Source organism: Pradoshia eiseniae (assembly GCF_002946355.1).
Taxonomy (GTDB): domain Bacteria; phylum Bacillota; class Bacilli; order Bacillales; family Pradoshiaceae; genus Pradoshia; species Pradoshia eiseniae.
Window position 1 is genome coordinate 107,066 of sequence record NZ_PKOZ01000007.1, and the last position, 14,735, is coordinate 121,800.

14 protein-coding genes are annotated in these 14,735 nt (G+C 42.7%); 5 read left to right on the forward strand and 9 right to left on the reverse strand.

Features of this window, described 5'->3' with window-relative positions:
• Positions 1-3 precede the first annotated feature (3 nt).
• The 3 genes from CYL18_RS12725 to CYL18_RS12735 are packed head-to-tail and all read right to left on the reverse strand — an operon-like array spanning position 4 to position 3,893.
• Entirely contained in the window at positions 4-1,701 is a 1,698-nt protein-coding gene (locus tag CYL18_RS12725) for an ABC transporter permease (RefSeq protein WP_104849896.1), read from the reverse strand.
• Positions 1,698-2,825, reverse strand: a complete 1,128-nt coding sequence (locus CYL18_RS12730; RefSeq protein WP_104849897.1) for an ABC transporter ATP-binding protein — start codon at positions 2,823-2,825, stop codon at positions 1,698-1,700. The genes CYL18_RS12725 and CYL18_RS12730 overlap by 4 nt, the downstream gene beginning before the upstream one ends.
• Before the next feature lie 18 nt (positions 2,826-2,843).
• On the reverse strand, positions 2,844-3,893 hold the full coding sequence (locus CYL18_RS12735) for an ABC transporter substrate-binding protein (RefSeq protein ID WP_236636447.1): 1,050 nt from the start codon (positions 3,891-3,893) through the stop codon (positions 2,844-2,846).
• Positions 3,894-4,380: 487 nt separating this feature from the next.
• Between CYL18_RS12735 and CYL18_RS12740 the strand changes: the two genes are divergently transcribed.
• Positions 4,381-5,859, forward strand: a complete 1,479-nt coding sequence (locus CYL18_RS12740) for a carbon starvation CstA family protein (RefSeq protein WP_104849898.1) — start codon at positions 4,381-4,383, stop codon at positions 5,857-5,859.
• 189 nt (positions 5,860-6,048) lie between these two features.
• On the opposite strand, the gene dnaN is transcribed toward CYL18_RS12740, so the two are convergent.
• On the reverse strand, positions 6,049-7,230 hold the full coding sequence (gene dnaN, locus CYL18_RS12745) for a DNA polymerase III subunit beta (protein ID WP_104849899.1): 1,182 nt from the start codon (positions 7,228-7,230) through the stop codon (positions 6,049-6,051).
• A 32-nt stretch (positions 7,231-7,262) separates the two neighbouring features.
• Positions 7,263-8,345, reverse strand: coding sequence for a metallophosphoesterase (locus CYL18_RS12750; protein WP_104849900.1), 1,083 nt, complete (start codon positions 8,343-8,345; stop codon positions 7,263-7,265).
• A gap of 496 nt (positions 8,346-8,841) precedes the next feature.
• Between CYL18_RS12750 and CYL18_RS12755 the strand changes: the two genes are divergently transcribed.
• The gene (locus CYL18_RS12755; protein ID WP_104849901.1) at positions 8,842-9,039 is read left to right on the forward strand and encodes a hypothetical protein; all 198 of its coding nucleotides are present in this window, start codon (positions 8,842-8,844) and stop codon (positions 9,037-9,039) included.
• Positions 9,040-9,070: 31 nt separating this feature from the next.
• Here CYL18_RS12755 and CYL18_RS12760 read toward each other — a convergent pair whose 3' ends face one another.
• From CYL18_RS12760 to CYL18_RS12770, 3 genes are all read right to left on the reverse strand, one after another.
• On the reverse strand, positions 9,071-9,964 hold the full coding sequence (locus CYL18_RS12760) for a 50S ribosomal protein L11 methyltransferase (RefSeq protein ID WP_104849902.1): 894 nt from the start codon (positions 9,962-9,964) through the stop codon (positions 9,071-9,073).
• A gap of 184 nt (positions 9,965-10,148) precedes the next feature.
• Positions 10,149-10,496: a hypothetical protein gene (locus CYL18_RS12765; protein WP_104849903.1), complete on the reverse strand. Its 348-nt coding sequence runs from the start codon at positions 10,494-10,496 to the stop codon at positions 10,149-10,151.
• A 142-nt stretch (positions 10,497-10,638) separates the two neighbouring features.
• Positions 10,639-11,220 (reverse strand): vWA domain-containing protein, encoded by a 582-nt coding sequence (locus CYL18_RS12770; RefSeq protein WP_104849904.1) that lies wholly within the window; start codon positions 11,218-11,220, stop codon positions 10,639-10,641.
• Between the two features lie 101 nt (positions 11,221-11,321).
• Here CYL18_RS12770 and CYL18_RS12775 point away from each other — a divergent pair, with 101 nt between their 5' ends.
• The 3 genes from CYL18_RS12775 (at position 11,322) to CYL18_RS12785 (ending at position 13,838) form a co-directional block, all read left to right on the forward strand.
• Positions 11,322-11,813, forward strand: coding sequence for a hypothetical protein (locus CYL18_RS12775; protein ID WP_104849905.1), 492 nt, complete (start codon positions 11,322-11,324; stop codon positions 11,811-11,813).
• A 146-nt stretch (positions 11,814-11,959) separates the two neighbouring features.
• On the forward strand, positions 11,960-13,480 hold the full coding sequence (gene exaC, locus CYL18_RS12780; RefSeq protein WP_104849906.1) for an acetaldehyde dehydrogenase ExaC: 1,521 nt from the start codon (positions 11,960-11,962) through the stop codon (positions 13,478-13,480).
• A 19-nt stretch (positions 13,481-13,499) separates the two neighbouring features.
• The gene (locus CYL18_RS12785) at positions 13,500-13,838 is read left to right on the forward strand and encodes a DUF779 domain-containing protein (RefSeq protein ID WP_104849907.1); all 339 of its coding nucleotides are present in this window, start codon (positions 13,500-13,502) and stop codon (positions 13,836-13,838) included.
• Between the two features lie 44 nt (positions 13,839-13,882).
• On the opposite strand, the gene CYL18_RS12790 is transcribed toward CYL18_RS12785, so the two are convergent.
• Positions 13,883-14,728, reverse strand: coding sequence for an undecaprenyl-diphosphate phosphatase (locus tag CYL18_RS12790; RefSeq protein ID WP_104849908.1), 846 nt, complete (start codon positions 14,726-14,728; stop codon positions 13,883-13,885).
• Positions 14,729-14,735: the final 7 nt, after the last annotated feature.

Genomic DNA, 14,735 nt, shown 5'->3' on the forward strand with positions numbered 1-14,735 from the left:
TACTCAATCATTTTTTGATAAGCGGTTTGCCACTGCTTGTAAAAATAAGACTAAAATGACCAGGATGACAGACATAGCTGCTGCTGTATAATACTCTCCTCGGAGAATATTTTGAAATATTGCCAAGCTCATAGGCGCCCATTCTGCCGGAGCGATAAGAATAGAGATGGAAGTCTCTTTAATAACTGTGATGAAAACGAGCAGGGAGCCAGCTGCAATCCCCGGAAGCATCAAGGGCCCAATAATCGTAATGGCAGCTGTCAGTGGAGTTGCTCCAAGATTAATGGCCGCCTCTTCAATGTCCTGCTTGATCGCTCTCATAGATCCCATCGTGGACCTGATCATATAAGGCAATCTTCTAATCGTATAGGCAATGATTAAAAGAAGAGCTGTACCTGTCAATTGCAAAGGAGCCGTATTGAATGTTTGAATCAAGGCAATCCCAAAGGCAATGCCTGGAACAATCAAAGGGATATTTGTAACAAAATCCAGCTTAGCTGCATTTTGGCGAACGACGAAATACGAGACAAAGGTCGCTATAACCACACTTAACACTAAAGCCCCAAATGCAAGAATTAAGCTATTCTGGATATTCCCAAGTGAACTAGTAAAAATGGTTTGATAGTGCTTTAACGTATATCCGTTGGGCAGGAAATCCTTTCCCCAAGTTGTCGCGAATGACTGAATAACAATTGATATCATTGCTAAAAATGGCACCAGCACGATAAGGATGCTATAGCCAGAAAGGGCTTTTGTTAATCCGCTATGACTATTCAAGCGCTGCATTTTCGGCTTCCCAGAAACGGACCCATAATTCCGTCCTTTGGTCAGTAATGTCTGCAGCCAGAAGAAGAAGGCCGCTACCAAAACCATAACAACCGTCAATATCGCTGCTCCGCCCCAATTATAGAACCCTGCTATCTCACGATAAGCCTCCACAACCAAAAGATTAAGTTCTTTTGGTGCCAGAATGATTGGTGTTCCAAAGTCAGAGAAACTGACAGTAAAAATCAATAAGGCACTTGAAATGATGCCTGGCAATGCAAGCGGGAATGTCACAAATGCAAACGTAAACCAATTTTTAGCCCCTAAGTTAAGAGAAGCCTCCTCAAGAGTGATATCACTCACCTTAAAAGCCGCCACCATTGGCCATAAAGCATATGGGAAGAAGAAGAACACCTGCACAATGACGATGCCTGCCATGGAGTATGGATCAATGAGCATTCCCTCGCCGCCAAGCTTCTGATAAATGGCCGTTATCCATCCGGACCTTCCGAACATCAGAATAAAAGCATAAGCCGAGATAAATGTCGGTACGATAAGAGGTATCGTACATAACGCAGAAATCGTCCTCTTAAATGGCATAGTCGTTCTTGCGATACCATAAGCAATCGGAACGCAAATCAGAATGACCAGTACAGCAACTGTGATAGCAAGCTGTAAACTGTTAACGAGACTATTAAAATATCCTTTACTTGTAATAATGCTCTGATACGCATCTAATGAAACTCCTTTAAACTTCTCAATCGTAGAGTCAAAAATGGCCGGGTCCGATAACGAGCCCAATAGATTGACAGGCTGCCCCGTAAAGCTGACCAAAAAGACTGACAGTAAAGGCAGGATTAAAAATAAGCCAAAAAACAAATAGATGAGTACTCTTACAAGTGTAAGGCCATTAAATGCTCGTTTCCCCTTTTTCATATGACCAGCACCCTTTCAGGATCTATGGCCAGCTTAACCTTTGTTCCGGGCTTCAGGATACTCTCACCTGAGGCATAGGTGGCATCCACAATCAATTGATGGTTCGCGAACTTCACCTCGTAACGTACGATGGACCCTAGATATGTAGAGATTAAGATCTCACCTTCTAATATATTCATGGAATCAGAATTCATTTCTGTATCCCTATGGTGAATTTGAATGCTTTCAGGACGAATGATAGCCGTCCCGTTATCCTTGCTCTGATGGAGTGTTTTTAATGTGAATCCATCTCCTTTTAAGATCGTGTACTCTCCGTCTTGGATAGCTGAGTTCACATGCAGACTATTGGACGTGCCTACGAAATTAGCAATAAAAGAAGTGGAAGGATGACTATATAAATCAGTTGGCTTCCCTATTTGCATAACTTCCCCATTATTCATAACAGCCACACGATCGGCCATGCTCATCGCTTCCTCCTGATCATGCGTGACAAAAATAGTAGTGATTCCTAAGTCCTGCTGAATCCTCCTAATGGTATTTCTCATCGAATGCCGGAGCTTCTGGTCTAGATTCGAAAGCGGTTCATCCATCAACAGAACAGCCGGTTCCATGACAAGGGCGCGGCCCAATGCCACACGCTGCTGCTGTCCTCCTGAAAGCTCACTCGTCAGCCTTTCAGCATATTGGTCAAGCTCCATATATTCCAATATCTCCATGACCTTCCGTTCCATATCCTTCGGCATGCGGCCAAGCCTTCTATTGAGAAGACGCGCATAGACACCCATCTTGGCCAGCACATTTTTTTCATTCAATTGCTTAATATTAAGGCTATATGCTACATTTTCAAAAACATTCATATGAGGAAAAAGTGCATAGCTCTGAAAGACCATTCCGCAATTCCGTCTATTCGGCGGAATATGATTGACCTGCTCATTCCCGATTGTAATAGTCCCTGATGTAGGATCCTCAAAGCCTGCAATGCATCTCATCGTGGTTGTCTTTCCGCATCCCGATGGGCCGAGGAGGGCAAAAAATTCGCCCTCTTCGATCTCAAGATTGACATTGTTCAGTGCCTTAACCCCAGAAAACTCTTTATTCAACTGATGGACTGTAACGGCTCCCATGATATCCCACCTTCTTCATTACTGGAATTTCTCTTTCCATTCATTTCTGACTTTGTCATAATTCTTATTCACCCAATCGATATCTAAATCAACGGCATGAGATTTTACGTTCTCAAGTGTCAGCGGTGTTTTGGATTCTACATCCGGGTTAATCGGAATGTGATACCAATCAGCAAGAATTTGCTGGGCATCCTTAGATAACATGAAATCCATAAATTCCTTTGCTCCCTTTTCATTTGGAGCACCTTCCACCATTGAGATTGGATTGACTAGAATAGGCGTTTTATCCGGAACGACGAAATCAACTGTTTCCCCTTTTGCCTGTGCTTCATATGCCATAAAGTCAAAGCCGACTGCGATATGGGCTTCTCCCATCGCCACTGCCTTTGTAGGGGCAGAACCCGAATCCGGCATGGAGTTCGCTTGATCAACTAACTTCTCCATATACTCCCAGCCCTCTGACTCGCCGCGCTGCATCATTTGGTTCAATACCATTAAGGTAGAGGTTCCCGATGCAGCAGGATTGGCGAATTGGATTTTCCCTTTCCATTTAGGATCGAGCAAATCATCCCAAGTCTTTGGCGCTTCCTCTTTCTTCACCAATTCCGTATTATAAGCAAAGCCCAGGACGAAAACCTCGACTCCAACATACTTATCATCCTCATGCTTGAGCTTTATGCCATCTTCAACCACTTCCCAATCCTTAGCTTCATCAGGCATATAAGCACCAATAATACCTTTATCAGCATTAGCTTCAAACGTCAGAATCCCTCCGCCTCCGTACCATACGTCACCTTGCGGATTATCCTTTTCAGCCATCATCCGATTAACCAAGATGTTCGTCCCAGCGTACTGGACGTCCACCTTACCGCCATTGACCTCTTCAAACTTAGAAGCAAGCTCTTTTGTAAAGTCAGGCGTCTCTGGCGAATACAAGGTAATATTCCCTGGACCATCCGATGATCCTCCGCCATTACCACCCGAGCTTTCTTCCCCTGCACAGCCTGCCAGCAGTCCCCCAATCAAACCTAGAGCTAATAATGGCTTTTTCCAATGATACTTTGCCACTGCATGTCATCCCCCTTTTTAATGTTCGCCGAATAAGCAAGAAAAAAGAGAACACGCCCAATGATAGCCTTCAATTGTAAAGGCTTTCATTTTAGGCATCTTCTCATATTCTCCTACCTGATTATTCGATTACCTATAATTATAAACACTATTAACCAAATATCAACAATTATTTGAATATTTACCAAATAATAGGTTGGCCTCAGCGCAAATTTTTGCTTGCATCACCACTTTTCCTGAATATTTATAATGACAATATGTTAAAGGTATATTCTTCCAGTAAAATTAATTGATCTCTACTTGTCCTCTTTTTTACTAATATTTACAGTTAAAAATAATTTCAAAAAACATATTATTATTTGAGATTTTCAGAAAAATCATCTATTATATAACAGTATAAACCACTATAGGAAGGAGTTCTCATTTTAGTATATTACTATATTATATAACACGGTATTTTTACCGATAATCAAAAGGGGGAAGAGAAATGATTACATTTTTGCTAGCGGTTGCTTTGCTTGTCCTTGCCTATTTCACGTACGGGAAATATGTAGAAAAAGTATTTGGTCCGAAAAATGATAGGCTGACACCAGCTTACTCCAATCAGGACGGCGTGGATTATGTACCGATGGGCAAACAAAAGAACGCAATGATTCAATTATTAAATATAGCTGGGACGGGTCCAATATTCGGGCCAATCATGGGGGCTTTATATGGACCGGTCGCATTTTTGTGGATTGTATTAGGTGCCATTTTTGCTGGTGCGGTACATGATTATTTAACAGGGATGATTTCAATCCGCAACCGCGGTGCACATATCCCTGAGCTAGCCGGCAAATTTTTAGGAAAGCTATCGAAGCATCTTGTAAACGCTTTCGCCTTATTGCTGTTGCTGTTAGTAGGTACCGTGTTTGTCACTACTCCAGCTTCTTTATTACATGCATTGATGGATGGAAAAGTGGCTTTAGGCATTCTCATCGGAGCTATCTTCCTTTATTACTTCTTATCAACGGTGTTGCCAATTGATAAAATTATCGGCCGTCTCTATCCTTATTTCGGGGCTACCTTATTAATTGGAACACTCGGGGTTGGAGGGTCCTTGCTGTTATCAGACTATTCTATTCCTGAATTGACATTAACTAATCTGCATCCAGCAGATTTACCGATTTTCCCGATTCTTTTCTTAACTATCACATGCGGTGCCTTATCTGGCTTCCATGCCACACAGTCACCTATCATCTCTAGAACAACACAAAAAGAAAAACAGGGCCGTTACATCTTTTACGGTATGATGATTGCTGAAGCTATTATCGCCATGATTTGGGCGGCAGCAGCCATGAGCTTATTCGATGGACAAAATCTGCAGACACTAATCAATGAGGGTACTGCCTCATTAGTTGTAAACGAAGTGTCGATGACATTATTAGGAGCAGTAGGCGGAACAATAGCAGTTTTAGGGGCGGTCGTTCTTCCGATCACTTCTGGGGATACAGCTTTCCGTGCGGCTCGCTCTATTATCGCTGATTATCTAAACATCAATCAGTCTAAGCTAGCAAAACGTCTAGCCATCGCACTGCCGCTATTCGCTCTTTCTTTCTTATTAACAAAAATCGATTTCAATATCCTATGGCGTTATTTCTCATTCGCAAACCAAGGGACTTCAGCCCTGGCATTATGGATTGCTACGATGTATTTATTAGTCAAAGGGAAAAATTATTTTATAAGTTTAATTCCAGCGCTCTTCATTACCGATATGGTCGCAACCTACATCCTATTTGACGCGAAGCTTGGTTTCGGATTATCCTACAGCGCATCTCATATCGGCGGAATGATCATCACAGCCCTTATCGCTGTTGCCTTCTTTGTAAAAGCAAAGAAGAACAAAGCGGATGGACTGCAGGTAGACCTCGAGGAAGAAGATGCACCAAAAAACAATCGCGATGGATTAAAACGGGCTGGTGTCTAAATCGATACCTTATAATAGCCAAGAGTGCATTTGACCGACTGTTGAAATTAATGGCATTGACCTTAAATACGTAAAAAGAGGCTGACACAAAACCTTCCTCTTTCATGGATAAAGCCGGTGAAGCTTTTACTTATCGTAAAACTCCACCGGCTTTTCCTTGTGTTCTTAAAGACTGTTATTCTTGCATCTCTACATTCGTACTGGAGAAATCAAATGCAGATGTTTATCATCACCAAATGGCTGAACCATTACGGGTCTGATAGATCCATGGAAGCTTAAGACGACCTTTTCTTCTCTAATTGCTTTGAGTGCTTCAAGCAGGTAGCGGCCATCAAGCATGATTTCCAGCTCTTCTTCTCCGTCTAACAACTCAATTGTCTGTATTTCTTCGATTTTGCCGACCGCGGTCGATTTAGAGTAGATTTTGAGCTGGCTGCCATTTTTGACAGCAAGCGAGATGGTATTATGCCGCCATTCACTTGCAAATAAAGAAGCCCTGTCCACGCCAAGCAAAAGATCCTTCCGGTTGGACACAATGACACTCTTTGATTCTTTCGGAAACAGATTCCCTATGTTCGGATAATTGCCTTCAATCAGCCTTGATAACAACAGGAGGGAATCTGATTGAAAGAGAATATAATTTTCAGAAACAGCCATTTTCACAGGGTTAGAGTGCTGCAATAGCTTTGCTAAGTCCAATAAGGTTTTACCCGGCACGATACATCCGTTCTTCCATCCTGCCTCTACCATCGCCTTTCGCAGCGCCAGGCGTTGCCCATTGGTAGCTGCTAAAGAGAGCTCTCCGCCCTGTACAGAAATATGAACGCCTGACAATATTGGCCTTGAATCTGTCTTTGCCACAGCAAAAGCTGTCTGTTTGACCATCTCTGCCAACTCTTCTCCAGGCAAAGAGACTGTACTCGATTTGTCCATTTGCGGGAGTACGGGGTATTCGTCTGGATTATATCCATTCATCGTCGTGATAATATCCTCTGCCTGCACTGTAATATGGAAATCTCCATTTGCCTCGATAAACATGTCACTTGGCAGCTTCTTCACTATTTCGCTGAAGTACTTACCGGGGATGACGGCACTTCCTTCTTTATAGATTTGAACGACGACTTTTTCGTCCGCGATAGCAGGTATGATTCTTTGGATGACGATATTGGAATCGCTGCCAGTTAAGGTCACTCCATTTGCATCTGCCGTCAATTTAATTCCGCTCAATATGGGATGTGCCGGCTTGTTTGAGACCGCATACATGACTTCCTGCACAGCCTGCTTGAGATAGTCCTTCTGAATAGAAAATTGCATAGCGAGTACCTCTCCGTTATCCGAATTGAATAGCTTCATTTTAACATATATTGACAAAAAGCACGCATCCTTCGAGATGCGTGCTTGTCTTAGTTGAAATTCACATTAATGACCCATACTTCAGATCTAGTTCCGATTCGAAGGGGAGGTCCCCAAGTACCAAAGCCAGATGAGACGAATGAATGGAGATTTCCTTTCTTCAAATGTCCCCAATCATTTTCATAAATCCAATCAGTCATCAGGTTCCCTGGGAAAATCTGTCCGCGATGTGTATGACCAGAAAGAATGATGTCTACTCCGCTTGCCTCTGCTTGTGACAGCTCCATCGGTGTATGGTCAAGCATGATGACAGGCTTAGATTGATCAAACCCTTCAACAAGGTCTTTAATAGAGGAGCGTTTATCATCCGTCAAATCCTTGCGTCCAACAAGATAAAGCCCGTCTATTTCCTTAGTCTCATCCATAAGCATATGGATACCGCCATCCTCCAGTTCTTCCTCAAGCTCTTCAAGATCGTCCCCATAATAATCATGATTGCCCGGGGACATATACACCCCGAGCGGCGGCTCCATGCTGCTGAAGATATCAATCATATTCTCTTCCTTAAATGTGTCTATCTGATCATCAATGATATCACCAGGTATTAGAACAATATCTGGTTTCTCCTCCTCGACAATCCGCGCGAGCTTTTCCAGATGGCCGCTTCCTACAATGGGCCCCAAATGGGTATCAGAGGCCATTAATATCTTCAAGGAATCACGGCCCGCCTCCTTATTAACCTCAACATGATCATAGCGCACGACCGGGCTGAACGCCTGATAGGATCCATAAGCAATGACTCCCGCAAAGAAGAGGAAATAAATGATTCCCATGACCATGAGACCCTTTTTCTTTAATAGATAAAAAGCAAGGTTAAATACAGGGAGCAATAGAAGACTATAACCAACGATGATAAACCAATAACCGCCAATCCACTTAAAGATTCCAAGATACGGTATCATTCCGATGAACATCGATATAGAGAGGAGTAGAAACAATACCGTGTACGTTTTCTTGAACCTTCTAAACGGGGACACCGAAAGCCAGGCTTTCCCATTCCGCCATAAATAAAAGCATATCGCTCCGTATATTAGAACCGTAAGGATTATCATAAGCACCATTTTAATGACCATTTCTCAAGCCAGACCCCATCTCACTAGAAATTACCTCTAGAATATCACATCTAGTGGTTAATCCGGTATTGTTGTGTTCTCGTCTCCTTTGGAGTTAGAGAGCACAGAAGGCTGGCCATTTGATACCATCACATCCTTGAAATACTCTTCTCGGAAATATACGATAGATGCTATCTCCTTATTTTCCATTCCCCTTTACCTTAATAATCATCTAGTAAACACAAACAAAAAAAGCGCCCAATGTAACAGGCACTTATTACTTATTGCAATATATATCAGCCGTTCGGATAGAACATATTAAGATTGGAGTGATTATTAGCCCTGAATTTAATTAACAATAGTATTTTTTCACTCTATATACCCACTTTTCTTCCATTAAATACCTTTTTATGTTAAAAATTAACAATAATTAACCTTTAAAGATGATTACTTTGTCTTATATTGCGGTATTAAGGAGATATATAGAAATTTAAATGATAAGAAAGGGGAGAAACCATTGCAAACTCTAAAAATGATTGTTGATGACCTGCATGATTGTGAGGCAAAATCATTATTATTCCAAATTCTATTAAAAATCGAATCATGCAAGGAAGCAGGAATCGATGAAGAGACATTCACGCGGGACTTAGAAGGATTATATGACCATCTTCTCTATTATAAAGCTGGGGAAATCTCTGCATATGCAAAAAAATAAGACAGCACATAATAGGCTGTCCTGCTCTTAGTTACTTTCTTAGCAGATAGGCTGTCACCCATTCATCAGCATGATGGATTTCTTTAAGCTCGTATCCTAGCTCTTGATAAACCGTAACAGCATCCTCATAATTCCACGTCACCATTCCTGAAAGAATCAATCTTCCTCCATCCGCTAAATGCTGATCGATGAAATTAACTAATTGCTTTATTTCATCGGCAGCAATATTGACGAATATCCAATCAAAACATCCTTCCATCTCAAACTGAGGGTCTAAGACATCCGCATGAGTGACTTTTATTTTGTCATCTGCACCATTTAACTTGGCATTATACAGGACCTCATCCCTGACATCCTCAATGTCGACCGCTTGTATTTCCTTTGCGCCCATAAGTGCGGTAGCCACACTCAAAAGGCCCGCTCCTGTCCCAATATCAAGTATCCGCATCCCCTTCATCTCTTCTCTAAGAATAAGACGGAGACAGTCCTGAGTCGTTCCATGAAGCCCCGAACCAAAAGCGCACGGCGGTTCAAAATGAATGATATTGCCCTCTGGGATATGCTCTTCTTCCACAGGGTTAATGAACCAGCCATTTCGAAGATCAATGACAGGAAACGGCTCTTGCCATTCAACCGTATCAAGCAGCTGATAACACACATTATCCTTTCCCAGACCAAGAATAGCCGCTATCGATTCTCTCTCTCTTTCCGTGTCTACAGGAACGTTGTCCTCTTCCACAATCACCTTCAATTCAACAGTGCCTTCCTCCAACTCTTGGACGCTATAACCATTATCCGAGGCATATTGCTCAATAGGCTGGTCGTAATAGGAATTATAATATCCATGCATATTCAGCTTCTCGATGGCTTCATCTACAGCGCTTTGCAGCATGGAGATTGTGTATTCATGAAGCATTTTCAACATCTACCTTTTCATCTTTGATTGTTCCATTATAGGAGGCTTCCGAGCAATTCGCAAACCCCCTCCGAATAGTTCAGAAGCTTTGCTGGGACCTATCAGTGCGTTTCGAATCCTTCAGAGCCCCCTTCCGAATGCCTTACATCATGTATAAAAAGCAAAAAGCCCGCTGAAATCTGCAGGCCCTATTCTAGAAAGCCCGTATGATTAGATAGCCAATCGAAATGAAAAACAGCAGCAGACCTGGAAGTGACATAACTAAACCTGTGATGGCTAGAACTCTTCCTTTGCTTGAATAGAGAGCTGCCAATCCAAATGGCAATGTACAGAATGCCAGGAGGAAACTGATGGATATCGCCAAGATATCAATCGAATCGGCCATCTCGTAAGAACTGGCAGCATAATAGCCAAAAAGCATAGCAGCTATTGATGCTGCTCCAGTGAGGGCTGTTATAATGGCTGAACCTAAGCGATTATGGACATATACATTAGATTCATGGTGCATCGATGTTCGAGTAGCTTGGACACTTGAATACAAAACGACTCCCCCCTATAAGAAAAAAGTACTATGTCGTTCTATATATCGGTCCATTTTCATTCTATTCAACAGGCTAATCAAATTCCCTTTGGATGATAAAAAGGAAAGAGAACCGTGTTCTCCTCCCTCTAAACAGCAGTCATCATTTCCTTCTTACCGTCAATTCCTCATGAACGGAGGCATACATTTTCTGCACCCCTACGGTTGACGCTTCAAACTGAATCGCATCTTTTTCTGAGACGCCCAGATGCCCCGCTTCTTCAGCTGCATCGATATTGGCTCCGATAAACAGAAACTCCCACTGATGTTTATCTTGCTGAAATTTAATCATCTCTTTTACTTTTTCATACGTAAATTCTCTACTGGCATTTTCATAGCCATCTGTTGTAATGACAAAAAGCACTTTCCGAGGGAGCTTATCTGCAGCTGTGTTTGCCAGCCGCCCTCTCACGCTTAAGATTGTTTTGCCTACTGCATCAAGCAAGGCCGTCATCCCTCTTACATAGTATTCCTTCTCAGTAAGCACCGTCTTCTCGGCATCCATACCTTCCCATAAAACCTCGTATTCATCATCAAATAGGACAGCTGTAACAATCGTCTTTCCAGGAAGTTCGCATTGCTTTTTCACTAATGAGTTGAAGCCGCCTATTGTATCATTTTCCAAACCAGCCATCGAACCGCTCCGATCAAGAATAAAAATAAGCTCAGTTAATTGTTCATTCATCTTCATTCATCCTCTCAAAATGAAGTATCTATCATGCTATAATTTTAATAAGGATACGGAACTATTTGGTCGCTTTAAAAGCGACTTTGAGGAGGGTTATTATGAATAGCGACTACTTGATGCACGAATTGAAAGAGTATGTTTTGAAACATCAGCTTAAAACAGTTGTCTTTGAAAGTTCACTGCTGCGCTCTGCGCCTATTCAAACTGAAGAGAAGGAGCTCTTAAATTTCATCGAGACAGAACGCAAACCTTCCCTGCAGCAAATTCTATTCAGTTTTATCGACCAAACTGGAAAAACAGATGCAGAGATTTATACACGCGCCGGCATTGACCGTAAACTGTTCTCCAAGATACGTACAAACTCTGCCTATCACCCAAGCAAACGAACACTGCTTGCCCTCGGAATGGCTTTACAGCTTAATAAGAGTGATATGGATGTACTTTTGCAGGCGGCTGGCTATTCCCTTTCTAAAAGTGAAACAAGTGATTTAATCATTCAATTCTTCTTAGAGAAGAACATTTATGATATCGACCTTGTTAATCAAGGACTATATTCAATGAATTTAAAGCCGTTGACCGGGATCTTGTAATACTTGTTCAATCATATTAGTTGAAATTTTTGTGAACAACTATTTTAATAGAGTTTAGTAAGCGCTTACAGATAATCCTGATTTTACATAATTCTTGAATGCGGGTATCAGTAGAGCTTTCAATACGAATTAAAGGGGATCACTTCATGATTTATGCAAATCCAAATACAGATGGGGCCGTTATTCATTTCAAGGAGAAATACGATAATTTCATTGGGGGTAAATGGGTTGCTCCTGTTAAAGGACAATACTTTGATAATAAATCACCTGTTAATGGAGAAGTGTTTACACAAGCGGCTCGTTCTTCTGTTGAAGATATTGAGCTCGCATTAGACGCAGCACATGCAGCAAAGGATGCTTGGGGGAAGACATCTGCTGCTGAGCGTGCACGAATCCTAAACAAAATAGCTGACCGTTTGGAAGATAATCTAGAGATGATTGCTGTTGCTGAAACCTGGGATAACGGCAAGGCTGTCCGCGAAACCTTGAATGCCGATATTCCATTAGCCATCGACCATTTCCGTTATTTCGCCAGTACAATCAGAGCTCAAGAAGGCCGTACGACTCAGCTAGACAATGATACCGTAGCCTACCATTTCCAAGAGCCTCTTGGGGTAGTTGGACAAATTATTCCTTGGAATTTCCCAATCCTTATGGCCGCATGGAAGATTGCTCCTGCACTTGCAGCCGGAAACTGCATCGTCTTAAAGCCGGCAGAACAAACTCCTGTCTCCATTATGGTTGTGATGGAACTCATTCAAGACCTGCTTCCTGCTGGCGTGCTGAATATTGTTAACGGATACGGTATTGAGGTTGGCAAGCCGCTTGCAACAAATAAACGCATCGCAAAAATCGCCTTCACTGGCTCAACAGCTGTTGGACGGCAAATCATGCAATATGCTACAGAAAACATCATTCCGGTAACGCTCGAGCTTGGGGGCAAGTCACCTAACGTCTTCTTTGAGGATGTGATGGACCAGGATGATGAATTCCTTGATAAGGCGATTGAAGGATTAGTCATGTTCGCCCTCAATTCCGGCGAAATTTGTACATGCCCTTCCCGTGCGCTCATTCAAGAATCCATTTATGACAAGTTCATGGAACGTGCTCTTGAACGAGTTAAGGCAATCAAAGTCGGCAATCCCCTAGACACTGAGGTGATGATGGGAGCCCAGGCATCCAATGAGCAAAAAGAAAAAATCCTATCCTATATCCAATTAGGCAAAGAAGAAGGTGCTGAATGCCTGATCGGCGGAGGAGAGAATAATCTCGGTGAAGGATTGGAAAACGGCAACTATATTGAGCCAACCGTCTTTAAGGGACATAACAAAATGCGTATCTTCCAGGAGGAAATCTTCGGACCGGTTCTTGGTGTGACGACGTTCAAGGATTTTGATGAGGCGATGGAGATTGCTAATGACACATTATACGGCCTAGGAGCTGGCGTATGGTCCCGCAGCGGAGACCTTGCTTATCGGGCTGGACGTGCCATCCAAGCAGGACGTGTATGGACCAACACCTACCATCAATATCCGGCAGGAGCTGCCTTTGGTGGATATAAATTATCCGGTATTGGCCGTGAAAATCATGCCATGATGCTTGACCATTACCAACAAACGAAATGCCTATTGGTCAGCTATGACCGCAAGCCACAAGGCTTCTTCTAAATCGAAAGGCTGGTGTCTCATGGCTGAACGAGTAATTGCAACGGATACGGCACTTAAACTAATTGAGGAATTGAGGAATACCTACGGCAGCATTTTTCTCTATCAATCTGGCGGCTGCTGTGACGGTTCCGCACCGATGTGCTATAGGGAGGATGACTTCCGGATTGGAAATGCCGATTTGCTGCTCGGGATTATTGGCGGTGTTCCTTTCTATATCCATGAGAGCCAGTATGCTTATTGGAAGCATACTCAGCTGATCATTGACGCCATTCCCGGAAAAGGCGCTGAATTCTCGCTTGATAGCATAGAAGACCGTCATTTCATTACGAGGTCACAAGTCCTCTCAGGGGAACAATAAATAAAAAGAAGCCATTTCACTAGGTCAGTGAAATGGCTTTTCTATTAAAAGTACAAGAAGTAAATCGCCGCTACCAAGACAATTCGGTAGATGGCAAATGGCATTAAGCGAATCTTATCAATCAGCTTCAAGAAGAAGCGGATGGAGATTAGCGCAAAAATGAACGCACTGATGAAACCAACGATAAAGAATGGCAAAGCCTCCATATTGAAGTACTCCCAATTCTTAATCAAGGAAAGCAGGCTTGCTCCCGCCATGATCGGAACTGCCATGATGAAGGTGAAATCAGCTGCTGCACGGTGACTCAAACCGAGAAGGACCCCACCTGAAATGGTTGAGCCGGAACGGGAGAACCCAGGCCATAAGGACAAGCATTGAATCAGCCCGATGGAGAGGGCTTGCTTGTACGTAATCTGGTCAACTGTCGTCACCTTTGGCTCCTTTTTCTTGCCGCTTACGATATCAGCCGCAATCATGAGGAATGCACCGACCAACAAACCAATCAAGACCGTTTCTGTTGAGAAAAGATGCTCATCAATATAGTCCTCGAACAAGAGTCCAAGCACACCCGCAGGAATCAATCCTACGATTACATGTGTTAAACGAAGATGATTGCCATGATGACCTTGTCCATCTTTCTTGCCGAATAGGCGATTTAAGCCAAGCATATCAATGAACCGATCCTTAAAGATAATGACAACAGCCAGGATTGATCCCAGCTGGATGACAATCTTAAAGGTATTTGCCGTATATTGCCCTAGGAATTCCTTTGAATTCAGCCACATATCATCTACCAAAATCATATGCCCCGTCGAGGAGACCGGCGCAAATTCCGTTAATCCTTCAACAAGTCCGAGGATAAACGCCTTCAATAATTCAATAAACTCCATACCTCTG

Bases quoted from the DNA above. Each gene is read 5' to 3' on its own strand.
- CYL18_RS12790 (WP_104849908.1), bottom strand. From the start codon at position 14,728: ATGGAGTTTATTGAATTATTGAAGGCGTTTATCCTCGGACTTGTTGAA.
- CYL18_RS12785 (WP_104849907.1), top strand. From the start codon at position 13,500: ATGGCTGAACGAGTAATTGCAACGGATACGGCACTTAAACTAATTGAG.
- CYL18_RS12730 (WP_104849897.1), bottom strand. From the start codon at position 2,825: ATGGGAGCCGTTACAGTCCATCAGTTGAATAAAGAGTTTTCTGGGGTT.
- CYL18_RS12760 (WP_104849902.1), bottom strand. From the start codon at position 9,964: ATGTTGAAAATGCTTCATGAATACACAATCTCCATGCTGCAAAGCGCT.
- exaC (WP_104849906.1), top strand. From the start codon at position 11,960: ATGATTTATGCAAATCCAAATACAGATGGGGCCGTTATTCATTTCAAG.
- CYL18_RS12775 (WP_104849905.1), top strand. From the start codon at position 11,322: ATGAATAGCGACTACTTGATGCACGAATTGAAAGAGTATGTTTTGAAA.
- CYL18_RS12740 (WP_104849898.1), top strand. From the start codon at position 4,381: ATGATTACATTTTTGCTAGCGGTTGCTTTGCTTGTCCTTGCCTATTTC.
- CYL18_RS12770 (WP_104849904.1), bottom strand. From the start codon at position 11,220: ATGAATGAACAATTAACTGAGCTTATTTTTATTCTTGATCGGAGCGGT.
- CYL18_RS12750 (WP_104849900.1), bottom strand. From the start codon at position 8,345: ATGGTCATTAAAATGGTGCTTATGATAATCCTTACGGTTCTAATATAC.
- CYL18_RS12725 (WP_104849896.1), bottom strand. From the start codon at position 1,701: ATGAAAAAGGGGAAACGAGCATTTAATGGCCTTACACTTGTAAGAGTA.